Origin of the sequence: Pseudoduganella sp. R-43 (assembly GCF_049913255.1) — a bacterium.
Taxonomy (GTDB): domain Bacteria; phylum Pseudomonadota; class Gammaproteobacteria; order Burkholderiales; family Burkholderiaceae_D; genus Rugamonas.
On the sequence record NZ_CP183988.1, the window covers coordinates 2,097,321 to 2,120,652 of the forward strand.

Genomic DNA, 23,332 nt, shown 5'->3' on the forward strand with positions numbered 1-23,332 from the left:
GCATCAGGGCGTGCTGAGCTCCGCCACGAAATCGTACATATCGCCGCGGAAGATCGAGCGGCAGAATTCCACTGCGCGGCCATCGCGCAGGAAGCCAAGGCGTTCGACGGCTAGGCCGGCGTCGCCTTCCTTGGCCTGCAGCAGCTTGGCCTGTTCGCCTGTCAGCAACAGGGCGGACAGGCGCTGCAGCGCGCGTACCGGCCTGTGGCCCGCCGCTTCCAGCGCCTCGTACATCGACACATCCACTGATTCCAGCGACGGCAGCGCATCGGCAACGATGGTCGCGTACTCGACGCACATCGGCACTTCGTCCGCAAAGCGGATGCGGTGATAGCGGTAGACCGGTGCGCCCGGGCTAAGCCGCAGGCGCAGCGCCTCTTCCGGCGTTACCGTGCCTTCCGATTTCTTCAGCCACACGCTGCGCGGGGTACGGCCGCGCGAACGCATATCCTCCGAGAAGGACGTCAGCTTGGCGAAGTTCTTTTCAATGCGGGTGTTGATGAAATTGCCGGAACCTGGCCGCCGCACGAGCAAGCCTTCTTCCACCAGGCCGTCGATGGCCTTGCGTACTGTGATGCGGGAGATATTCAGGTCGGCCGCCAGCACACGTTCGGCCGGCAGGGCCTCGTCGGGGCCGAACACATGCAGGTTGATCGCTTCACGCAAGGCGCGTTGCAGAAGCTGGTAAAGCGGCTGGCTACTGGTCTGCACCAGGTCTTGCATGATCTGCGCGAGCGATGCCATTTAGTCTCCCTTTGTGTGCGGCTGATAATACCAAAAAAAGACCTTATGACCAGCGGTATGCTGCCACCTGCATCCGGCTCCCTCCTTGGATAGCGCTAACAGCAGGGCTTTCTGGCCAAAGTGGTATGTCTTTTCAGTACAACATATGAAAAAAATATGCAAATTGGTAGTGTTCTGGTATTCAATCGGGGTATATTGGCGTCCAATTGGTTTGAACGTGGTTTTAGAAACTGGTAACAACAGACCGGGCTTTGAGACAGCCCATACTTAGGGGGAGTAAATGAACCGCAATATGACACCGATCGCGACTGCAGTCGCCATCCTGACCGCCACCACCGGCATGGCGCAAGCACAGCAGGCTGCTCCGGCCGAGCAGAACGTCGTGATCGTGACCGGCGTGCGTGCCGCACTGGCACAATCGATCAACCAGAAGCGCAACGCCGACTCGCTGGTTGAAGTGATTACCGCTGAAGACGTGGGCAAGATGCCGGACAAGAGCGTGGCCGACTCGCTGCAGCGCGTGCCGGGCGTATCGGTTGCCACGGCCGGCGGTTCGGAAGGCGGCTTCGGCGAGAACGACCGCGTCAGCCTGAAGGGCACTCCCTCCAACTTGGCGCTGACCACCCTGAATGGCCACACCGTGTCGAGCGGCGACTGGTACATCTCCAACATCACCAATGGTGGCCGCTCCGTCAGCTACTCGATGTTCCCATCGGAGCTGATCGGCCGCGTGACCGTGCACAAATCTTCGCAGGCCAACCTGATCGAAGGCGGCGCATCCGGCAACGTCGACATTGAAACCCGCAAGCCTCTGAGCTTCAAGGATCCGCTGACCCTGATGGGCGCCGTGACCGGCGTGTACAGCGAAGGCTCCAAGAAGACCGATGCGCAGTTCAGCGCTCTGGGCAACTGGAAAAATGAACAGAACAACGTGGGCGTGCTGGTCCAGCTGTTCGATGAAAAGCGTACCCTGCGCCGCATCGGCCAGGAATTCCTGTGGTGGGACAAGCTGAGCGCAGGCTATGCGCCGCAGTGGGTGGCCGCCAATCCTGAAGTGGAAGGCAAGTACATCTCCCTGCTGACCGGTACCGCCATGTTCAACCAGGAGCGCGAGCGCAAGGGCGGCATGATCGACGTGCAGGTCAAGGTCAACAAGGAGTTTGACTTCGACATCAACGGCTTCTACACCCGCCTGGATGCGGACAATATCAACGCCAACTTCATGCTGGCGCCATACCAGCCGCTGACCAACAACTGGTCCGGCGTGGGCGGCGTGATTCCTTCCAAGTGGACCGTCACCGGCGACACCATCACTTCGATCACCTTCCCAAGCACCTGCCCGGTGGCGGACTGCTCGAAGATGGGCCCGTCGGTGCAAGACATCATTGCCCGTCCTGGCTCCTATAGCGATTCGAAGTTCGTCAACTTCGACTTCAACTACCGTCCTACCCAGGACCTGAAATTCAAGGGCCAGATCGGCACCACCCGCGGCACCGGCTACGCCCGCGACTACGGCTACGAAGCCTGGCTGGCTTATTCGGGCAGCAGCCTGACCACCCACGGCCTGGATTCGCCAGCCACCGTGACCGTGGATAACGCCGGCACCTTCAACCCGCGTACCGGCGCCGACTTCTTCGGTGGCTGGGCTTCCGACGTGACCGCGAAAGACAAGGAAACCTACGGCCAGATCGACGGCCAGTACAAGACCCAGTGGAATGGCGTGCCAACCCTGCATTTCGGCGTGCGCAACGCGAACCACGAGCGCTCCCTGACCTGGCTGGGCGGTACCGTTGCAGCTGCAGGTTCGCAGCTGGCCAACCGTCCTACCGGCTTGACCAGCTTCCCGAGCAGCCCTCTGCCTAACCTGCTGAGCAATGCGTGGACCTTCGATGCCGAGTCGATGAAGGCCTGGGGCGACAAGTATGTCAGCTTCGCCAACCACGCCTATCAGAGCGAATTCCTGATCAAGGAAAAGGCCACGGCAGCCTACGTGATGGGTGACCTGGAGTTCGGCAACTTCGGCGGTAACGTCGGCGTGCGCTTCGTGAAGACCAAGATCGACGTCGACAACGGTTCGCCGAACAATGTGTGGAACCCGACCCACAGCTCCAACACCTATAACGACTTCCTGCCAAGCATCAACCTGTACACCAACCTGACGCCGGACCTGAAACTGCGCGGTGCCGCCAGCCGTACCCTGGCTCGTCCAGACTTCGGTTCGCTGGGTGCACTGAGCCTGAACGACCTGACCTTCTCCGGTTCCGGCGGCAACCCGAACCTGCGCCCGATCATGTCGAACAACGTCGATGTGGGCCTGGAATGGTACTTCATGCCGAAGTCCCTGCTGGGCATGAACATCTACAACATGAACATGGGTTCTTACGTGACCTTCGGTTCCTCGAAGGCTGACTTCTTCAACCAGTCGGTTGGCAAGATCACCACCTACAACATGAGCTCCGCAGTGAACACCAAGGCCCGTGTACGTGGCGTGGAACTGCAGTATGTACAGGACCTGGGCAACGGTTTCGGCCTGAACGCGAACTACACCTATGCCGACGGCAAGGAAACCGCCGCAGCGCCGAAATCGGCCTGTGCCGACCTGGGTGACTGCAGCATGATCGGCACTTCGAAGAACTCCTATAACCTGGGCGTGTTCTACGAGACCAGCAAGTTCAGCGCGCGCATCAACTACAGCTACCGTTCGGCTTTCCTGAATGGCCTGGACCGCAACAGCGCAATCTACCAGGATGACGTAGGCACCCTGTCCGCAGCCCTGAACTACAACCTGACCGACAACATCACGCTGTCGTTGGAAGGCAAGGACTTGAACGATCCGACCCTGAAGTCCTACGCAACGTCCCGTGACCAGCCACGCGCGTTCTACAAGAACGGCAAGCAGATCTTCTTCGGCGTGCGCGGCAAGATGTAAATGATCCCGATGTGAGAGTGTTATGGCAGGGTTCCTCCGGGGCCCTGCCTTTTTTGTATCCGGAGTTCGAATGCGTAAAGTAATGCTGGCGGTGCTCGCCGCCTTCTCGACTGTTGCCGTCGCGGCGCCGGCAGTCGTCCATAGCCCCTATAAATACCTGTCGCCGTGGGATCCTGCGCAGGGCGTCCAGACCTGGGCCTTCGCAAGCGGCGAATGCGGCGAAGAGCGTTGGGGCGAGGTTGACGGCGCCGCTGTCGCAGCAGCCAACGTGTCGCGCTTCGTCCAGGCTGGCGTTGGCTATATCGTTTCGACAGGAGGGCAGGGTAATATCTTCACCTGCGCCACTGACGAGGGCATCGAGCTGTTCGTGTCGCGCTATATGTCGCCACAGTTGATTGGCTTTGATTTCGATATCGAACATGGCCAGACGGCCGCGCAAATCGATTCGCTGGTGGCGCGCATCGCCCTGGCGCAGAGGGCGCATCCGCAACTGCGGTTCAGTTTCACCATTGCCACCCATGCCGCTTCGGACGGCAGCGCGCGCAGCCTGAATGAAACGGGAGAACAGGTGCTGGCCGCCTTGCGCACGCATGGCGTGCAGGATTACGTGCTGAACCTGATGGTGATGGATTTCGGGCCGGCCAGCCGTAGAGTATGCGTAGTGCGGCGTGCCCGCTGCGATATGGCCGCTTCCGCCATCCAGGCCGCGCAAAATGTACATCACAAGTACAAAGTGCCGTTCGCACAGATTGAACTGACACCCATGATTGGTGTGAACGATGTGGCGGAAAATGTCTACACCCTGGACGATGCGCGCGCCACAGTTACTGCCGTGCGCAAGATGGGCATGGCGGGAGTCCATTTCTGGTCGCTTGACCGCGACCAGCCTTGCGGCAAGCCGTCCAAGGGGGCGGAAGCGAATTGCAGCTCGATGGCGAACGTAGCGGCGGGCTCCTACCGGCGCATCCTGGCGCCGGCTGCGGCAATTCCGCGGGAGGCTTCACAATGACTGCCGCAGCCCGTTACCAGTCTCTGGACGTCCTGCGCGGCCTGACGGTCGCGTTGATGATTATCGTGAATACGCCGGGTGACTGGAGCCACGTCTACTCTCCCTTGTTGCATGCGCCCTGGCACGGGTTCACGATGACTGATTGGGTATTTCCGAGTTTCCTGTTCGTCGTTGGTAACGCGCTTGCGTTCACGCTTCCGCGCTATGAAGGCATGGGTGGCGCGGCCGTGCTGGCCAGGATTGCCAAGAGGACCATTACCATCGTTGCCCTCGGCCTGCTGCTATGCCTATTGCCCAAGCTGGGCGGGCCTTTAAGCGAGGTGCGCCTGCCGGGCGTGTTGCAGCGCATAGGCCTGTGCTTCGGCATCGCCGCGCTGGTGCTGCATTATCTCGGCGAACTCGGTGCAGTGGTGTTCAGTGTCCTCGCTTTGCTCGGCCACTGGCTGGTCATGGCGCTGTTTGGTGACTATAGCCTCGAAGGCAATGCTGGCCGGGCTATCGACCTTTGGGTATTTGGCGCAGGCCACCTGTACCAAGGGGAAGGCCTTCCCTTCGATCCGGAAGGCCTGCTCGGTACTTTGCCCGCCACGGTAAATGTCATCGGGGGATATTTCGCAGGCCGCTACCTGCGCGGGCATGGCGCGACCGTGCGAACGCTCGGTGTGCTGGCCGGCGCTGGCGTCGTGCTGTCGGTTTTGGCGCTGTGCTGGGCTCCGCTGCTGCCGATTAATAAGAAACTGTGGACTGGCAGTTACGTGCTGCTGTCGACCGGCACCGCACTGCTGGTGCTGGTGGCACTGGCGTGGATCATCGAAGTACGCGGCGCCCGGCGCTGGACCTACTTCTTCGAAGTGTTCGGTAAAAACACGCTGTTCATCTACATGCTGTCGCAAGTGGCTGTGGTAGTGCTGGACAAAACCCGCACTTACGCGCCCTTGGCCGCAGCGCTGGAGCCGGTCGGCAGCCCTAAAGCCGCCTCGCTGGCGTTTGCGCTGCTTTTCATGCTGGCCTGCTGGCTGGTGGGGTATTGGCTGGACAAACGGAAAATCTACATCAAGGTGTAGTTTTCACGAACTCGAGGCGATTGTTTTCATATTTCCATTCGTTGTACGGTCCAAAGACTCGCAAGTTTTCCGGACTAACGGAAATCTGCTGCGCGCGCTTCAGTCGCCTGGACAGCGTTCCATCGCTTGGCGGGCCACTGGCCGGCCTGAACGAATCAAGCTTATACAGGCGTTTTCCATCAACGCTCACCATGGCCAGGGCGATCTCGCGCGGCGCTGGACTGAAGTAAATGCGCCTGACAGTCGTGTTTCGGTCCTGCAGATAGACACCGTCGTTGTGCCACTTTGCAAAAAAATAGTCGTCACATGCAGCCTTCGGCGTGTGCTTCCATTCACAGGCGAGCAGGATTTTCACATGGCGGTCATCCAGCCTTTTGATGGAGATGTGCGCCTTGCTATAGCCCCATTTGTCTGGTGACGAATGAAGGCTGTATTCGCCTTCCAGCTCCTGCAATGGGGAGCGTGGCGCGTTCTCGCGTGCGACGCTGCCGGAAGTTTCGTTCCAGATGTTACGCAGGTGATCCAGGAAGGCCGCGTTTTCCGGCAGCAGCAATGCGGCATCCGGCTTTGGCGTTCCGCCGCTTACCGGCTGGGCGGACGTGAAAACAAGTGCCTGTCCCCGCATCGCGTACTTGTCGTCGCCCTGGCGCATGATGGCTTTGATTTCCGATGGCTCCGACTCTGTTCCACAAGTCAGGCTGTATGCGACGGTTACTTCTGCGGTGCCATCGTTATTAAGATCTGTCACCGGGGCGGCATTGGGGAAGAATGTCGGCTTTGCTCCGGAACCTGCGGGACACTCTGCGCCATCCCGGACGATCCATTCCCGCGCCCCGTTCTTGTTGAACGACATGGCGGCAAGGTTGAAGGCCTTTCCAGCACCGCTTTTGGACGCCAGTTCCCGTTCGGTCAGCAGGAGCGTATGGTCGCCATGGTGGTCGCTGTAGCGAACCAACGATACGACTTGCTCGTTTGGCTTCAAGCCTTCCTTGAGCATGGCAGGGATTTCGGATGTGCAGCAAGCGGCCATTAAAAGGCCCAGGAGATTATTCATGAACTTGAGGGGCCAAGGGCAGATACACCAATATCTTTCCAGAAGAGTTACAGGCAACGCCAACAAGCTCTCGGCCAGACTTCGTGACCGTCGTCACATATTTTCTGCAATTGGCGCGGCTGGAGAGAATTGCTGTCGAATTCTTGTTCCTGTTCAGGAGATCGCGAAATTCCCTGGTGAGCCAGGGACGCGCGGCTTCGGGAACAATGAAAATTTCCCGGGCCGGCTCTTTGAGGGAGCTGAACCAGTCTTGTTCCTGCTCCAGCTCCGCGATTAAGGTGTGGAAGTCAGTGGGGCCAGGCACCCAGCCGGAGTCGTCGGGAGTTCCAAAGATCTCCCAGCGGGCGGATTTGACCTCCATCGGGAGATTGACGATTGCGCGCAACGCGGCAATGTCTTCCGACTGCGGCTTCGGGTCTCCGAAGGAGCATCCGCAGAGGAGGAAGATGGTGGCGGCAATGAGAATTCGATTCAGGGTTTTCAATTCTGGATTCCGATCCGGTTGAATACTGCCTCAGTCTTATCATGGCTGGCACTAATCGTTAGAGCGTGAAAACTGCGTGGATACTTTTCGCTCACACTGGAAACGTCTGGCCTTGCCTCAAACCTGAACTTGATGTTCGCATTGCGCTGGAGCGCAAATTCAAACACGTTCACGTTCGTGACCGGCTCGTGTTCCCGTTTCTCGGGAAAGGAGCCGGTCGAAACCAGGTCGGCGAAGAACGTCTTTGGCAAGCCCATACTGTACACACCGATGGGGAAATTCCTCGGGTGCACGGACAGTGTCGCGCTTTCCCAAGTACTCTTCGGAGTCTTGCGATGAAAGTCCACGGAGATCGACCTGAATCCAAAATTCTCCACTCCGAACCACAGTGCTGTTTTGATGGGAGCTCCTGGCTTCTTCGGCCAAAAGTACCTCCCCTCACCGAACACAGGATCGGATTCTTGCAGTGGCCTCTTGTTTTCGATCACCTCACGCATCGTTTGCGTAATGAGGGTCAAATGCTCCCGCTGTTCTGGCGACATCGGAACAGTGGTGGGAAGCTCCCTTGGGTCCATTTTGTCGAAGTTGACCGGGCCGCTTTGATCCATGTTTCTGGTTTCGGTGAATGGATTTCCCAAGTCCTGCGTGCGCACCCACGCAGTCGTGGTTCTGGCAGTGGCAGGGTGTACGTAGCGGATGCGCGTATAGGAATCGTCGCCTTCTAGGGCTGCGACCACGTCGCCGGCAACGAGCAAGCCCTTTCGTTCCTTAATGGTGCCGCCATCTTTGTCGTTAAGTTTTGTCGTTCTCAGAACAACGCGAATACCGATGGCTGGCATCTTCTTCAAGATGGTGTAGCGTGTCGGATGGTCGTCGTCCGGGCCTTTGTCAAAAGTTCCAGCAGCGCTACCGCAACCGGCCTGCGGTTCGTCGGTCTGGATGATCCATTCTCCGTTCTTCTCCCAAACCCTGCCCGGGATGTCATCTTCCTTGCTTCCATCTTGAATGGGAAAAGAATTAATGACGATAGGAGAATTGGCTCGACGGCCGGTCTCCTTGAACAGGAAGCTGCAGGAAAAATGCAGGACCTGGTGCGTCATGCTGAAGGACCCGCGAATGCCTTTGTTGGAAATGGTGGCGATCAGGTGCGAATGATCAAAGACCAGCAGTGTCTCGTTCGCGGCGGTGCTTACGGCCGAGGCGGGACTAGCTGCCAGGCATGCCAGCAGAAACGTCAAATGGGCTTGGATCTTCATTGATCGGTTTGCGAGAATTCAAACTGGCGAAAATCATCGGACAGTATGCCAGTTGGCGAGCCATCGACTTCCGGGTAATTGCTGAACTTGACCGCCAGCCTGCCATTCTGGATCGAATATGCGGAGAAAGCCGTCTCATTTTCCATATGATCGGGGAAAATCGAGCGAGAACAGCTCTCGACTTGCACCTTGCCGAGCACTTTGACTTTCGCATCGCTGATGCTCAGGGCATTCACGAACATCTCGCCACCCGATCCACACTGCCCCATGCCTTCGCCGCCGCTGCTGCGAACCACGGAATTGAACAGGACCACATTGCGTGACAGGTAGGGCTGCAATGCCAAAGGCAGGAATCGGATGTATTTTTCCATGCCGATCAATTCCGGGCCGTAGTTCATGTCGATTCGTTCTACGGTATGCGAGCGGCCGTTGACTGCGATGCTGACAGTGCGGGCTTTCGGCTGATAGTCCAGCGTCAGTGTCCTGCCAGGCAGGCAAAGGGAGGCTCCTGGCTGCTGTTGCTTGGCGCCGGCCGCGCAACCGAAGTCTTTTAACCCGGTCGCTTGCGCAGAAAAAGCTGCGAAGCAAGCGAGTACTGTGATCATGCGCATCAGGTTACTCGCAAGTTTAGTCGTTGATATGTCTCGACGTGACGAGAGGCGGCCGCTCCCCCTCACAATAGCCGGCCTCAGTGCCTTTGCCTTCAGTTGCGGCGTTATCGATGCAGGTCAGATTGCCTGCGCCATTTCGCAAGTAGCTCGTGTGGATTTCCGCAGGTCCTTCCGAATTGTTGCCTATGCGTTCGGATTTCCAGTCAAATCGGTAACCGTTTGGAAGCGAGCGTAATACTGGAACCGGTTTTGCAACGGGCAGCGGCGCGCCTTGATTCGTGACCTCGTTATGCCAAATCGCACGCATCGAGGCCGTCTCTGCGTCGTAAATGAAGTAGTCGACGCTGGCTAAAAAGTGATTAGGACGATATTCGTATTCGTTGCAAACGCGTCGCAGCAGGGCATGTTTTGCCGATGCATCGATTACACGTAAGTTGTACTTGGCGCAGACCGTGCGCCTCGCATTGCGCGCTGCAGCGATGGCGAAGACTTGGACGCTTCCTTTGGAGCTGAATTCAAGATGGCCGCGCGACGGATCAAGTTTCATCCACAATCCGACGTCCTTGATCAGCGGCATAGCCAAGTCTTCAGGGGCCTCCGCATCCGAATAAAGCGAGATACGTGCCCATCGCTGCTTATCGTTATCACCTTGCTTGATGCGTTCGCTCATCGCTTCGCTTTCGCGCTGAGATTTATCCGCGGGGTTGGCAATGGCGGCGCAGCAGGCGAATGGCAGGATGAGGGCGAACAGGATTCTCTTCATTGAAGCAGGCGGCCTTGCCGGGACAGGCCGTCCCGGCAGCAAGTGCATTACGGCAGGGTAATCGTGACGTGGGCTTGTCGCGGCGCCATGCGCACGACGTCGTTATAGGCGCTCACTTGCTGCGCCGTATGGCTGGACAGCGAAGTGCGCAAGCCGATATACGCCAGCGCGGAAATCAATGCGAACACGGAGCACAGCACCCACAGCGGCAGGTCGCTGCGCAGCTTGTGCATGACCTGGTCGGGACGTTCGGCGTGCGGCGCGAAGCCGGGACGGCGGCCCTTCATGTGGGCGATTTCGTCGCCCAGGCGGCTGGTCAGGTAGCCCAGCTTTTCCGAGCCTTCCAGGATGTAACGGCCCTGGAAGCCAAGCAGCAGGCACATATGGAACACCTCCAGCGCTTCCACGTGCTCGCTGCTGCGGGTGCGCAGCGCATCCAGGCGGTTGAAGAAGTTTTCGCCGGCGAGCTGGTCGCCGAACAGGGTCAGTTGCAGCGGCTTCAGTTCCCACGCATCGCGGATGGAAAAGTGGGAGCGAAGGATGATCTCGTCGACCGCGGCGCAGAAGGCGTACTTGGCGGCGTCGATATCGTCGGCAGAGGCGTTCTTCTTGCGCGCATTGCGGCCGAAGTCGTCGAGGAAGCGCGTCATGCGCGACTGGAACTCGGCGTGGTCCTGCGGCGCGCTGCCGTTTTTCAGCATGAAGAGGGCGTAGAAGCCGTCGTACATCATGTCCAGCAAGGAGCCGCTGGCGGCCGGTGCGGCAACTGGGTCGGCGATAAGTGAAGGTGGGGCGATGGTGTTCATGTTCTGCTCTGATTCAGGAGTTCACGGCAATCAATTCAAGTCTCAATTCGCGCATGCCGGCCGGGGCATAGATTTCGATGGACTGGGCCTGCAGCATGCGCTCGTACAACGGGCCTTTGGAGTCCAGGGTGAAGTAGCAGGTGTCCGGGCGCACCGGCACCGCGGCCGGGACTTGCGGCGCATGTGCCAGCCGCACGCCAGGCATGGCGGAGAGCACCAGCTTTTCGACGTCGTCCGGTGCGCCGACCTTGAAGCGCAACGGCACGACTTCCACCAGTTCGACGGCCGGCATCTCGGCGCCGACAGCCAGGTAGAAGGTGGTGTCTTCGCTGATCTTGCCGGAATCGAGCATGCCGCGGTGGTGAGCCGGCTTCGGCTGCGACAGGGCGATGGCAAAGTAGCGCGAGGAAATCACGGTATCCAGCAGTTCGCGCACGATCATGTAAAGCTGCGAAAACGCGGGCCCCGGATCGTCGTGGCGATAAGGCGGCAAGTCCGACAGCGACCAGCTGCGCGAGTACGTCATCAGCGCGCCCGCCAGCGACAGCAGCTGTTCGTACAGGCGTTCCGGATGCAGCTCGGGGTTATGGTAGTAGTGCGACAGCGAAGCGAAGGCGGTGCTGGCGGTATGCAGCAGCCAGAAAGTGGACATGTCGCCGCTGCGGAATTCGATCACGTTGCGGCTAGGCTCGCGATGGTGGCCGTACAGCGCATTGACCTTGGCCTGCAGCGCATCGAGCAGGCGGCGCAGTTGCAGGAACAAGGGCTGGGCGGTGCGAATGGTCAGGCTTGGCGGCACGAAGCTCGGATCGAGTTCGAAGCCGCCGGTGGACAGGCGGCGCAGGCGCAGCAACGGCAGGCACACATAGCCTTCGCGCGGTTCGGCATCGGACACCAGGCGCAGGGATTTTTTCAGGTAGGCCAGTTCGGCTTGCGCAGCCTGGGTGTACAGGTCGGGCGTCTCGGCATTCGCTTGCGAGAAGCGGGCGCCATTCGCGGGCTGGCCGGCTTGCGCGAAATTGCCGCCGAAATGCTTGAACACGGGCAGGGCGGCGTACCAGGTCACGCTGTGCTGCGATTGCGCGAGCTGGCCCAGGTCGATCGCTTCCGGCAGGTTGTCATGGCCCGGCGCTTCAATCAATTCGCCATCCGGCAATACCAGCGACAGTTCGAGCAGGCGCAGCGTGTTATGCGCCAGGGCTTCCATGTCGATCGACAGGCGATCGACGCCCCACGCATACGGATGCACGGCTTTTACGCTGCGATGCAATCGGTGCTCGTGATAGCGGTCCTGCTGCTGGAAATGCTGAGGGCGCAAAAACAGACCTTCGCCCCATAACACCTTGCTGGCCATCTGTGATCCTTCTGATAATTGTTTTCTGGTAAGTGCCAGAACAATAACACTTCCTGAGAAAGCCTGTATTAAAAGGCTCAATCGTGCGCGGGGATGTGGAAATTGGTGAGATTCAATTGTGCGTAGGTAATATTTTTTTTCTGCTAACGTTCGTCCGACGCAATTATTGTAAAAAAGCTATTTGTCCGTTCGATGAGGTTAGTTATGAAGAAAATCACTGTTATCTCCCGTATTTTGTGCATCGCAGCAATCGCTGCTTCCCTGTCTGCCTGCCAGACCATGGATACCGCTAAAGTTGCCGTTCCGGTAAAACCGAAGCTGGAAGACATGCTGGCCCGGGCTACCGAAGCCAAAGTGGCCGGTAAACAAGAGCAGGCCATCACCCTGTGGAAGGAAACTGCCAACGCCTACCCTGCCGATAAGTCGCCATGGGTGAACATCGCCCAGTCCCGCTATGACGCAGGGCAATATGGCGAAGCGATCGTGAGCGCCCAGGAGATCCTGGTGCGCGATCCATCCGACCAGCTGGCCAACAGCATCATCGCCATTTCCGGCCTGCGCCTGTCCACCCGTGCCCTGGGTGACCTGAGCCGCCAGAACAACCTGTCCGGTTCGATCCGTACCGAATCCCAGGACCTGGCCAAGCTGCTGCGCGAGAGCCTGGGCGAAACCGTGCTGGTGCCAAATACCGATAAAAAGCCGCAGGCGCGCAGCAACAACACCGCCAATGCCGCTGCCAATGCCGTCCGGACCAGGGCCCAATCTGCCCGGACGCCTGCATCGACCCCTAGCGCCGACCCATTCGGCGCACTGAAATAACCACCAAGTCCAAAGAAGGAGAAGCCATGTCCAAGAACGAAAGCGTCCAGAAGCGCCTGCAGAAAATCCGTCCGCCACGGGTCCAGATGACCTATGACGTGGAAATCGGCGACGCAATCGAAAACAAGGAACTGCCCTTTGTGATGGGGGTTGTCGGCGATTTCGGCGGCAATTCCGAGGTGGAGAAGAAGCGCCTGAAGGATCGCAGCTTCGTCAACATCGACCGCGACAACTTCGACGAAGTGATGAAGGGCGTGGAACCGCGCGCTGCCTTCCGCGTGCCGAATGAGCTGGGCGGCGAAGGCCAGTTCGGCGTCGACCTGAAATTCAAGGCCATTTCCGACTTCCGTCCGGAGTCGGTGGTGGAGCAGGTGGAGCCGCTGCGCCAGTTGCTGGAAGCGCGCAACAAGCTGGCCGACCTGCGCAACAAGCTGGCCGGCAATGACAAGCTGGAAGACTTGCTGAACGACGTTTTGCGCAGCACCGAGAAACTGGCCGAGTTGGGCCAGAAGCCTGAACAAGGAGAATGAGATGTCGGCACAATTGAACGCCGCCGGTGCACTGGCCACCGCAGAAGTAAACCTGCTCGACCAGATCGTCGAGCAGAGCAAGGTCGCCAAGTCGACCAGCGAGCACGCACGTGCGAAAGACATCATCTCCGAACTAGCGCAGCAGGTCATGGCCGGCACCGTGGTGGTGTCGGATAACCTGGCCGCCACCATCGACGCCCGCGTGGCGGAACTCGATCGCCTGATCTCCTCGCAACTGTCGGTCATCATGCACGCACCGGAATTCCAGAAGCTGGAAAGCAGCTGGACCGGCCTGCATTACCTGGTCAAGAACACCGCGACCAGCACCGGCCTGAAGATCAAGATGCTGAACGCGACCAAGAAGGAGCTGGTCAAGGACTTCCAGGGCGCGCTGGAATTCGACCAGAGCTCCATGTTCAAGAAGGTCTACGAAGAGGAATTCGGCACCTTCGGCGGCGCCCCGTTCGGCGCCTTGCTGGGCGATTTCGAAATCACCCGCCAGCCGGAAGACATGTACTTCATCGAGCAGATGTCGCACGTGGCGGCTGCCGCGCACGCGCCTTTCATCAGCTCCGCTTCGCCCGAGCTGTTCGGCCTGGAGACCTACGCCGACCTGGGCAAGCCGCGCGACCTGTCGAAAGTCTTCGACACCGTGGAATACGCCAAGTGGAAGTCGTTCCGCGAATCCGAGGATTCGCGCTACGTCGGCCTGACCTTGCCGCGCTTCCTGGGCCGCCTGCCGTTCAACCCGGCCGATGGCGCCACGGTGGAAGGCTTCAACTACGTGGAAGACGTGGACGGCACCGACCACGAGAAATACCTGTGGTGTAACGCCGCCTACGCCTTCGGCGTGCGTCTGACCCGCGCTTTCGAGGACTTCGGCTGGTGCGCGGCCATCCGCGGCGTGGAAGGCGGCGGCCTGGTGGAAGACCTGCCAACCCACACCTTCAAGACCGACGAAGGCGAAGTCGCGCTGAAATGCCCGACCGAAATCGCCATTACCGACCGCCGCGAGAAAGAGCTGAGCGACCTTGGCTTCATCTCGCTGGTGCATTGCAAGAATACCGACTACGCGGCCTTCTTCGGCGCGCAGTCCGCGCAGAAAGCGCGCAAGTACAACACCGACGCTGCCAACGCCAACGCCGTGCTGTCGGCCCAGCTGCAGTACATCTTCGCCGTATCGCGAATCGCCCACTATATGAAGGCCATGATGCGCGACAAGATCGGCAGCTTCGCGGCTGCTTCGAACGTGGAGGATTACCTGAACCGCTGGCTGACCCAGTACGTGCTGTTGGACGACAACGCCAGCCAAGAGCAAAAAGCGCAGTTCCCACTGCGTGAAGCTAACGTGCAAGTGTCTGAAGTGCCTGGCCGTCCAGGCGTGTATCGCGCTGTGTCCTTCCTGCGTCCCCACTTCCAGCTCGACGAGCTGTCCGTTTCACTCCGTTTGGTCGCGGAGCTGCCGCAATCGACCAAGTCGTAATTTTTATCTTTAAACACAGAAAGGAATACCATGGCAATCGACGTTTACCTGCAAATCGACGGTATCAAAGGCGAGTCCACCGATACCGCCCACAAGGATTGGATCGAAGTCAAATCCGTCCAGTGGGAAGTCCTGCAGCCAAAGTCGGCCACCGCATCTACTGGCGGCGGCCATACCGCGGAACGCACCGAGCACCGCGATATCGTCATCAACAAGCTGGCCGACCTGGCTTCGCCACTGCTGCTGCAGAATTGCTCCTCGGGCAAAACCCTGCCAAAAGCGAAAATCGAATTCATGCGTGCTGACGGCCAGGGCGACCGCGTCAAGTACTTCGAAATCGAACTGGAAAACGTGCTGATCTCCAGCGTCGCTCCAGAAGTTCGCCAGGGCGACATCCTGGGCGAAGACGTTTCGCTGAAATACTCCAAAGTCAAGTGGAAGTACACCCAGCAGAAAGTCAACGGCGGCACCGGCGGCAACACCTCCGGCGGCTGGGACCTGTCGACCAATAAAGTAGCTTAAGCGGGGACTGAATGACGGTAAGGGGATTTGCGCCGGGGCTGATGGACCGGTTGCTCCAGCCTGGTGATGGCTCCGGCAGTGCGGCCGTCTACCGCATGTCGCTCGACGAGATGAAGGACTCCGTCGCGCGCGACCTGGAAGCATTGCTGAATACCCGAACCGTCATCCCTGAGCATCTGCTCAAACGCTTTCCGGAGTGCGGTCGTTCCATCGTCAGCTATGGGCTGAACGATTTCGCCGGCATGTCGTTGGCGAGCCCGGACGACCGCGCTGCCATTTGCCAGGGGCTGGAACGTGCCATTGCACGGCATGAGCCGCGCCTGCGCAATGTACGAGCCTCACTTGAAATGCAAGAGGGCGGCATCGACCGCCTGAATTTCGCCATTACGGCGCTGCTGGTGCTGCACGCGGCACAGGAGCCGGTCAACTTCGACGCGGTCCTGCAGCCATCCAGCCTGCAATACACGATTAGCAAGGCACGCCGCGCGCTGCCGGGAGCATGATTTGGAAGAGTTACTGCCGTATTACGAGCGCGAACTGGGTTTCCTGCGGCGCTATGCACGCGAATTCGCCGAGCGCTATCCCAAGATTGCTGGCCGCCTGCTGATTGGCGGCGAGGTATGCGAAGACCCGCATATCGAACGCATGATCCAGTCCTTCGCGCTGCTGAATTCGCGCGTGTCGAAGCGCCTGGACGACGATTACCCCGAATTTACCGAAGCACTGTTCGAGGTGCTTTATCCGCACTACCTGCGCCCATTCCCGTCCTGCTCGATCGCGCGCATGGACTATGCCACCACCGCCGCCCAGTTGACGGCGGCCAGCGAGATTGCGCGCGGAACGGTGCTCAACACGCGGCCCGTCAACGGCGTCGCATGCACTTTCCGCACTTCCTATCCGGTGACGGTAGCGCCCCTTGTGCTGAGCCACGCCTCGTTCACCGCGGCGCTGGCCTCGCCGGAATCGGTGCAACTGCCTCCGGGCGCCGGCGCCGGCCTGGCGATCACGATCGATTCGGTGTCCGAGCAGATTGGCCTGCCTGCGATGGGCGTATCGAGCCTGCGCGTCTTCATCGACGGCGAACCCTCGTTCTGCGCCGCCCTGCGCGATGCGCTGTTCATGCGCAGCGCCAAAGCCTGGGTCGAGTGCGATGGCGACGGCCGCTGGCTGCCGCTGGCGCGCATTCCCGTCGCGGCCGCAGGCTTCGAGGAGGAAGATGCGCTGATTGATTTTTCGGCGCGCTCGCACCAGGCTTACCGCCTGCTGACCGAGTATTTCTGCTTCCCCGAGAAGTTCAATTTCTTCGATATCGACCTCGCTGCCCTGTGTGCGCTGCTGCCGATCGGCACCAAGCGCCTGACGCTGCACATCGCCATGAACGGCATCCGTCCCGATTCGCATGTGGCGCGCATGCTGGCGACGCTGTCGACCAACAACCTGCTGCTGGGCTGTACCCCTGTGGTCAACCTGTTCCACCAGCGCGGCGAGCCGATTCGCATTTCGCATACGGCTGCCAGCTATCCAGTGCTGGCCGATGCGCGCCGCGCCTATGCCTACGAGGTTTACTCCATCGACGCGGTGCGCATGGTGCGCCAGACCCCGCAGGGCGAATCGATCGTCGAGTTCCGGCCGTTCTACTCGCTGCGCCACGGCGAGACGCCGGAAAAGCATGGCCATTACTGGGTGATGCGGCGCGATGAACAGATGGCGCACAAGAGCCCCGGCTATGAGACCGAGATCACTGTTGTCGACATCGACTTCGATCCGGCGGAGGTGGAAACGGATACCCTGAGCCTTCAACTGACTTGCACCAACCGCGACTTGCCGGCATCGCTGGCCTATGGCCTGCGAGGCGGCGACTTGTTCCTGGAAGGCGGCTCCAGCGTACGCAGCATCAGCTTCCTGCGCAAGCCGACGCCTTCCCAGCGCTTCGAGCGCGGACATGGGGCGCACTGGCGCCTGGTGTCGCACCTGTCGCTGAACCACCTGTCGCTGTCGGGCGGCGGCCTGCAGGCTTTCCAGGAAATGCTGGGACTGTACGACTTGCCGCGCTCGGCGGCGACCCAGCGCCAGATTCGCGGGCTGGAATCGGTGGAATACAAGCCGGCCAACGCCTGGCTGGCGGGAAACCCGTTCGCCTGCGTGGTGCGCGGCATGGAAGTGCGGCTGACGATCGACGAAGAAGCTTTCGTCGGCAGCGGCATCCATGCCTTCGCCCAGGTGATTGAACGTTTCCTGGGCCTGTACGTGCATGCCAACAGCTTTACGCAACTGGTCGTCGTGGCCGAGAGGACTGGGGAGGAGCTGCTGCGATGCACACCGCGAAGCGGCGATTTGAGCCTGCTGTAATCGAGCGCCTGTTCGCCGAGCCGTTCCGCTTCCAGTTCTTCCAGGCGGTGCGGATGGTGGAGCTATGGCTGCGCCGCAACGGCGTGGCGCAGGAGGGCGCGATCGCCAACTTCATGCGCTTCCAGAACTCGGTGACGCTGCGCTTCCCGGCCAGCCAGCTCGAAACGCTGCATCCGGAGCCGCGCGAGATCCTGCCTACCGCGCCGGCGCTGGCGGATGCCTTGCAGAGCAAGCAGCTGCGCTACCTGCGCATGACGCCCAATTTCATGGGCTTCCTGGGCAGCTCGGGAGCGTTGCCGGCGCATTACACGGAATCCATTGCGGCGCACCAGCTGTACGCGAAGGACGAGGGGCCGCGCGCCTTCCTCGATGCGTTTTCGACCCGCTCGCTGTCGCTTTTCTACGAAGCCTGGTGCAAGTACCGGCTGGAGCTCAAATACCAGGTCGATGGGCAGGACAGGTTCCTGCCGCTGCTGCTGGCGCTGGGCGGGCTTGGCAACAAGGGGCTGACGCAAAGGCTGTCGGGCCGCGAAGCCCAGGCTTCCGGTGCGGTGCGCGACGAGTCGCTGGCTTACTTTGCCACGGCGCTGCGCCAACGTCCGGCTTCGGCATCGACCATGGCGCGCGTGCTGGGCGAATACTTCCGCGTCGATATCAAGGCAACGCAGTTTGTCGGCTGCTGGTGCGAGGTGCCGGCGCTGCAGCAGACCATGCTGGGCGGCGTGCAGGCGCAACTGGGCGCCACCGCCATGATCGGCTCGCGCGTCTGGCAGCGCGACTTGCGCATGCGCCTGACCATCGGCCCGCTGCGGCGCACAGATTTCGATGCTTTCCTGCCCGGTGGTACTGCTGCGCGTGCCCTGGAAAAGCTGCTGTCGATGTTTACCGGGGTCACGCTGGAATACGAAATCTGCCTGGTGCTGCGCGCCGAAGACGTCTCCGGGGCGTCGCTTGGCGCCGGCGCGCGGCTGGGCTGGGACAGTTTCATACCGGACGAGGGTGCAAGCGAAGACCGCACCGATGTCCGCTACTTCATCCATGGATTAACAATGTGAGGACCGCTCGATGAGCATCAACCTGAAAACCCTGATCGGGAAACTGAATGACACTTGCCGCAATGCGGCCACCCGCGCGGCCAGCATCTGCGTTGGCCTTGGCCAGTATGAAGTAGACCAGGAACACCTGCTGCTCGCATTGCTGGAGAACCCGCGCAGCGACATGGTGGCCCTGGCGCGCCATTTTGAAGTCGACACCAGCCGCCTGCAGGCCGACCTGCAGGCCGAGATCGCGCGCTTCCGCAGCGGCAATGCGCGCACCCCGGTGTTTTCGGCGCGCCTGCCGAAGCTGTTCGAGCACGCCTGGCTGATCGCCTCGCTCGACCTGCAGGCCGGCCAGCAAGTCTTCATCCGCAGCGGCCACCTGCTGCAGGCCATGCTGACGGATCCCGAACTGTCGCAGCTGGCTTACCGCAGCTCGGCCCTGTTCCATCGCTTTGAGGCCGACGATATCAAGCACCACCTGGACAAGCTGACCGCCAATTCGGAAGAAGCCGAGGCGGCGGCCGCCACGCGCGCCGCGGGCGCGGGCGGCGACGGCGACCTGGGCGGCGATCCGGTCGGCGAAATGCAGCAGCCCGCAGGCAAGACCCCGGCGCTGGACCAGTTCACCACCAACCTGACCGAACGCGCACGCGCCGGCAAGGTCGATCCTGTGATTGGCCGCGATGCGGAAATCCGCCAGGCCATCGACATCCTGATGCGCCGCCGCCAGAACAACCCGATCCTGACCGGCGAGGCCGGCGTCGGCAAGACTGCCGTGGTGGAAGGCCTGGCCCTGCGCATTGCCCAGGGCGACGTGCCGGACGTGCTGAAGGGCGTGGCGATCCACACCCTGGACATGGGCCTGCTGCAGGCCGGCGCCAGCGTCAAGGGCGAATTCGAGAACCGCCTGAAGAACGTGATCGACGAAGTGCGCAAGAGCCCGACGCCGATCATCCTCTTCATCGACGAGGCGCACACCATGATCGGTGCAGGCGGCCAGGCCGGCCAGAACGATGCGGCGAACCTGCTCAAGCCGGCGCTGGCGCGTGGCGAACTGCGCACCATCGCGGCGACCACCTGGGGCGAGTACAAGAAGTACTTCGAGAAGGATGCCGCGCTGGCACGCCGCTTCCAGGTGATCAAGGTCGAGGAGCCGAGCGAGGAACTGGCTTGCGCCATGCTGCGCGGCATGGCTCCGCTGATGGAGCAGCATTTCAATGTGCGCATCTTCGACGAAGCGATCACCGAGGCAGTGCGCCTGTCGCATCGCTACATCATGGGTCGCCAGCTGCCGGACAAGGCAATCAGCGTGCTCGATACCGCCTGCGCCAAAGTGGCGCTGGGCCAGAGCGCCACGCCGGCGCTGATCGAGTCGCTGCAGCGCCGCCTGGAGCGCATGGCAGCTGAGACGGGCGCGCTGGAGCGCGAACTGGCGGCCGGTGGGGCGCATGAAGAGCGCCTCCAGGAACTGGCTGGCCTGCGCAGCGTGGCACAGGAAGAACTGGCTGCACTGCAAGCGCGCTGGGAGCAGGAGAAGGCGCTGGCAGCGCAGATCGGCGAGGCGCGTGCCAGCGTCGAGGCGGCATCTGCGCAGCAGGCCGGCGCCGGCGGCGCAGCGAGCCAGGCGCACGACATCCAGGCGATGCTCAAGGAGCTGCGCGCGCTGCAAGGCGAAGCGCCGATGGTGCCGGTGCAGGTGGACGGCAACGTGGTGGCTGAAATCGTTGCCGGCTGGACCGGCATCCCGCTGGGCAAGATGGTGAAAGACGAAATCCAGGCCGTGCTGAAGCTGCGCCCTGCGCTGGAAGAGCGCGTGATCGGCCAGCCGCACGCCATCGAAGCGGTGGCGCAGCGCGTGCGCACGGCACGCGCCAACCTGGACGACCCGAACAAGCCTAAGGGCGTGTTCCTGTTCGTCGGCCCGTCCGGCATCGGCAAGACCGAAACCGCGCTGGCCCTGGCCGACGCGCTGTACGGCGGCGAGCGCAAGATGGTGACCATCAATATGAGCGAGTACCAGGAAGCGCACAGCGTCTCCGGCCTGAAAGGCTCGCCGCCAGGCTACGTCGGCTACGGCGAAGGCGGCGTGCTGACCGAGGCAGTGCGCCGCAACCCGTACAGCGTGGTGCTGCTCGATGAAGTGGAAAAAGCCCACCCGGACGTGCTGGAACTCTTCTTCCAGGTGTTCGACAAGGGCGTGATGGACGACGCGGAAGGCCGCGAAATCGACTTCCGCAACACCATCATCATCCTGACCTCCAACGTCGGCTCGGCGACCATGATGCAGGCTTGCCTGAACAAGGAGGCGGAAGAAATGCCGTCGCCGGAAGAACTGGAAGCGGCGATCCGCCCGCAACTGGTGAAAGCCTTCAAGCCGGCCTTCCTTGGCCGCCTGAAAGTGGTGCCGTACTACCCGCTGGGCGACGATGTCCTGGCCAGCATCATCACGCTCAAGCTGGACCGCATCGGCCAGCGCGTGGCCGCCAACCACAAGGCGACCTTCCATTACGACGATACGCTGGTCGAAGCCGTGCTGGCGCGTTGCACCGAAGTCGATTCCGGCGCCCGCAATGTGGACAATATCCTGAATGGCACCTTGCTGCCTGAGATTGCGGAAGCGGTGCTGGCGAAAATGGCGGAGGGCAGTGCGATCGGCCGCATTGAAGTAGCGGCCGACCAGCAGGGGAATTTCAGCTACAGCGTAGTCTGATCAGTTGGACGAGGAGATGCCCAGCATCTCCTCGATATGCTGCAGCGAGTTGGAGTCTTTCACCACGCTGCGCAGCCAGGTGTGCAGGTCCTGCTCACCGGCGTCGGCGGCCTTGTCCGCGAAGTACGAGACGGGGCTGTGCGGCTCGGTGCGGCGGAAGAAGCTGGCGATCTCGCGCAGTTGCGTGATGGCCTGGGCGCGCGAAGCAATCGGGCCGCTCGCTTGCGGCGCAACGCCGGCCACCGGCTGCGCAATGATGATCTGCTCGCCGGCGGGAGCCGTGCCAAGCGGCGTGCCGACCGTGGCCGGCAGGCTGGCGTGCGACGGCATCGCGTCGATCATGGCCTGCACGGCATCGCGCGCTGCTGCAAAGCCGGGGCTGTCATTGCCCAGGAATTCATCGGACACCTGTTCCAGTTCTTTCAGGGCATCCATGCAATAGCGCGCATCGGTCGCGAATTGTTCGCGGAAGCGCGGCGAATTGCGCGAGCGAGCCGTCTCCATGTCGGCCAGTTTTGGCCAGTCCGGATTGCGCGCATGCTCCGGCAGGCTGGCCTGCTTGCGGGCCATGTCGAAGTCGATGGCGGAAAACGCCGTGCCCTGGCCTTCGGTCAGCGGCATTTCACGCAGCAGGGTGGGGGTGCGGCCCAGGATCCAGGCCAGGTTGCCGACGCGCTGCTCCATATCGTCGCCGTCCGGCTCAGGATACAAGCCGTTGTTCCAGAATTCACGGATCAGGCCCGCCAGCAGGCGGAAGGCTTCGCCCAGGCCCTGCATGCGGTGCTGCTTGGCCGCGGCTTCCGCCAGCCAGACCGCCACGCGCAGGTCTTTGCTCTTTTCGCCCAGCAGGGTGCTGCAGCGCTTGACGACGAAGTCCCAGTCGGCCTCTTTCAGTTCGGTGACCCATTCGCCCTGCTCCAGTGAAGGGTCGTCAAAGCGGCGCGCCTGCGCAATGGCGTCGAAGTCGCTGGAGAAGGACAGGTCGTCGCCGGCCGGTTGTGCCGGCGAGATCGGCGCCAGCAAGGTTTCTGCGTTAAACATGGATATCTCCTCGGTTACTGCGCCATGCGGAATTCAATACGGCGGTTGCGTGCACGGCCTTCGACCGTGTCGTTGCTGGCGATCGGGCGATCCGGGCCGGAGCCGGAAGCGACCAGGGTCTCGGCAGCAATGCCCTTGCCGGTCAGGTAGTTGCGGACTGCTTCGGCGCGCGCTTGCGACAGGTTCTGGTTGCTGGCGCGCAGGCCCACGTTGTCGGTATGGCCGATGATTTCAACCTTCTGGCCTTTGAGCTTCAGCATCGCGGCGCCCATTTCGTCGAGGATGGCCCTGCCGGTTGGCGTCAGCACGGCCTGGCCGCTTTCGAACTCGACGATGCGGTTGGCCAGCGTGCGATCGAGCACGCCCTGGTCGGCGGCCGACACGCGCAAGCCGTTGGTGACGGTATAGGTAGGATTCAGCCGGGTGGCAAAGTCGCTGGCAATGCGCTGGCGCTGGGCTTCGTTGGCGACTTCGCCGCGCACGGAAACCGTGGTGCCGTCGATCTTGAGCTGGCCGCGGCTGACCTGTTTCAGGTCGGGCGTAATGAGCTTTTGCACGTAATCGCTCCAGTTGGCCGGCGTGGTGACCTGGCCCACGTTGATCTGGTCGAGCACCTTGTCGGCGCCATAGACTTCGCGCAGCTTGGCCAATACTGCAGCCTTGCTGGCTTCATCGGCCACGGTGCCGCTGGCGACCACCTGGCCGGGTACTTGTGCCTGCGCCGCAAAGGCGGCGCACAGCAGGAGGAGGGGAAGGTAACGCAT

21 protein-coding genes are annotated in these 23,332 nt (G+C 61.1%); 11 read left to right on the plus strand and 10 right to left on the minus strand.

What is annotated here, in order from left to right; all coding sequences use genetic code 11:
- Positions 1-3 precede the first annotated feature (3 nt).
- Positions 4-744, minus strand: a complete 741-nt coding sequence (locus tag ACN9M3_RS09555) for a GntR family transcriptional regulator (RefSeq protein WP_426322060.1) — start codon at positions 742-744, stop codon at positions 4-6.
- A gap of 280 nt (positions 745-1,024) precedes the next feature.
- On the opposite strand from ACN9M3_RS09555, the gene ACN9M3_RS09560 reads away from it, so the two are divergent.
- The 3 genes from ACN9M3_RS09560 (at position 1,025) to ACN9M3_RS09570 (ending at position 5,746) form a co-directional block, all read left to right on the plus strand.
- A complete protein-coding gene (locus tag ACN9M3_RS09560) occupies positions 1,025-3,673 on the plus strand; it encodes a TonB-dependent receptor (RefSeq protein ID WP_426170258.1) in 2,649 nt (882 codons plus the stop codon).
- Positions 3,674-3,743: 70 nt separating this feature from the next.
- Complete coding sequence (locus ACN9M3_RS09565; protein WP_426322062.1) at positions 3,744-4,682, plus strand: glycosyl hydrolase; 939 nt, start codon at positions 3,744-3,746, stop codon at positions 4,680-4,682.
- A complete protein-coding gene (locus tag ACN9M3_RS09570; RefSeq protein ID WP_426322064.1) occupies positions 4,679-5,746 on the plus strand; it encodes an acyltransferase family protein in 1,068 nt (355 codons plus the stop codon). Before ACN9M3_RS09565 ends, ACN9M3_RS09570 begins: the two co-directional genes overlap by 4 nt.
- On the opposite strand, the gene ACN9M3_RS09575 is transcribed toward ACN9M3_RS09570, so the two are convergent.
- The 7 genes from ACN9M3_RS09575 to tssK are packed head-to-tail and all read right to left on the minus strand — an operon-like array spanning position 5,736 to position 12,074.
- Positions 5,736-6,800 (minus strand): M949_RS01915 family surface polysaccharide biosynthesis protein, encoded by a 1,065-nt coding sequence (locus ACN9M3_RS09575; RefSeq protein WP_426322066.1) that lies wholly within the window; start codon positions 6,798-6,800, stop codon positions 5,736-5,738. The genes ACN9M3_RS09570 and ACN9M3_RS09575 overlap by 11 nt on opposite strands.
- Positions 6,793-7,284 (minus strand): hypothetical protein, encoded by a 492-nt coding sequence (locus tag ACN9M3_RS09580; RefSeq protein ID WP_426170268.1) that lies wholly within the window; start codon positions 7,282-7,284, stop codon positions 6,793-6,795. The genes ACN9M3_RS09575 and ACN9M3_RS09580 overlap by 8 nt, the downstream gene beginning before the upstream one ends.
- Positions 7,281-8,540: a hypothetical protein gene (locus ACN9M3_RS09585; RefSeq protein ID WP_426322071.1), complete on the minus strand. Its 1,260-nt coding sequence runs from the start codon at positions 8,538-8,540 to the stop codon at positions 7,281-7,283. Before ACN9M3_RS09585 ends, ACN9M3_RS09580 begins: the two co-directional genes overlap by 4 nt.
- Entirely contained in the window at positions 8,537-9,151 is a 615-nt protein-coding gene (locus ACN9M3_RS09590; RefSeq protein ID WP_426322073.1) for a hypothetical protein, read from the minus strand. Before ACN9M3_RS09590 ends, ACN9M3_RS09585 begins: the two co-directional genes overlap by 4 nt.
- Before the next feature lie 16 nt (positions 9,152-9,167).
- Positions 9,168-9,914: a hypothetical protein gene (locus ACN9M3_RS09595; protein ID WP_426322075.1), complete on the minus strand. Its 747-nt coding sequence runs from the start codon at positions 9,912-9,914 to the stop codon at positions 9,168-9,170.
- Positions 9,915-9,961: 47 nt separating this feature from the next.
- Positions 9,962-10,720: a type IVB secretion system protein IcmH/DotU gene (icmH, locus tag ACN9M3_RS09600; protein WP_426322077.1), complete on the minus strand. Its 759-nt coding sequence runs from the start codon at positions 10,718-10,720 to the stop codon at positions 9,962-9,964.
- Positions 10,721-10,733: 13 nt separating this feature from the next.
- On the minus strand, positions 10,734-12,074 hold the full coding sequence (gene tssK, locus ACN9M3_RS09605; RefSeq protein ID WP_426170274.1) for a type VI secretion system baseplate subunit TssK: 1,341 nt from the start codon (positions 12,072-12,074) through the stop codon (positions 10,734-10,736).
- A 204-nt stretch (positions 12,075-12,278) separates the two neighbouring features.
- Here tssK and ACN9M3_RS09610 point away from each other — a divergent pair, with 204 nt between their 5' ends.
- From ACN9M3_RS09610 to tssH, 8 genes are read left to right on the plus strand one after another with little or no spacing between them, the layout of a single operon-like run.
- Positions 12,279-12,893, plus strand: coding sequence for a tetratricopeptide repeat protein (locus tag ACN9M3_RS09610; protein ID WP_426170275.1), 615 nt, complete (start codon positions 12,279-12,281; stop codon positions 12,891-12,893).
- A 26-nt stretch (positions 12,894-12,919) separates the two neighbouring features.
- A complete protein-coding gene (tssB, locus tag ACN9M3_RS09615) occupies positions 12,920-13,423 on the plus strand; it encodes a type VI secretion system contractile sheath small subunit (protein ID WP_426170277.1) in 504 nt (167 codons plus the stop codon).
- A 1-nt stretch (position 13,424) separates the two neighbouring features.
- Positions 13,425-14,906, plus strand: a complete 1,482-nt coding sequence (tssC, locus tag ACN9M3_RS09620) for a type VI secretion system contractile sheath large subunit (RefSeq protein ID WP_426170279.1) — start codon at positions 13,425-13,427, stop codon at positions 14,904-14,906.
- A gap of 30 nt (positions 14,907-14,936) precedes the next feature.
- Entirely contained in the window at positions 14,937-15,428 is a 492-nt protein-coding gene (locus tag ACN9M3_RS09625) for an Hcp family type VI secretion system effector (protein ID WP_426170281.1), read from the plus strand.
- A gap of 41 nt (positions 15,429-15,469) precedes the next feature.
- A complete protein-coding gene (gene tssE, locus ACN9M3_RS09630; RefSeq protein WP_426170283.1) occupies positions 15,470-15,931 on the plus strand; it encodes a type VI secretion system baseplate subunit TssE in 462 nt (153 codons plus the stop codon).
- Between the two features lies 1 nt (position 15,932).
- Positions 15,933-17,777: a type VI secretion system baseplate subunit TssF gene (tssF, locus tag ACN9M3_RS09635; protein ID WP_426322081.1), complete on the plus strand. Its 1,845-nt coding sequence runs from the start codon at positions 15,933-15,935 to the stop codon at positions 17,775-17,777.
- A complete protein-coding gene (tssG, locus tag ACN9M3_RS09640; RefSeq protein ID WP_426322083.1) occupies positions 17,741-18,832 on the plus strand; it encodes a type VI secretion system baseplate subunit TssG in 1,092 nt (363 codons plus the stop codon). The genes tssF and tssG overlap by 37 nt, the downstream gene beginning before the upstream one ends.
- Before the next feature lie 10 nt (positions 18,833-18,842).
- Positions 18,843-21,527, plus strand: coding sequence for a type VI secretion system ATPase TssH (gene tssH, locus ACN9M3_RS09645; protein WP_426170289.1), 2,685 nt, complete (start codon positions 18,843-18,845; stop codon positions 21,525-21,527).
- Here tssH and tssA read toward each other — a convergent pair whose 3' ends face one another.
- The gene (tssA, locus tag ACN9M3_RS09650) at positions 21,528-22,568 is read right to left on the minus strand and encodes a type VI secretion system protein TssA (protein ID WP_426322086.1); all 1,041 of its coding nucleotides are present in this window, start codon (positions 22,566-22,568) and stop codon (positions 21,528-21,530) included.
- A gap of 14 nt (positions 22,569-22,582) precedes the next feature.
- Positions 22,583-23,332 (minus strand): OmpA family protein, encoded by a 750-nt coding sequence (locus tag ACN9M3_RS09655; RefSeq protein ID WP_426170292.1) that lies wholly within the window; start codon positions 23,330-23,332, stop codon positions 22,583-22,585.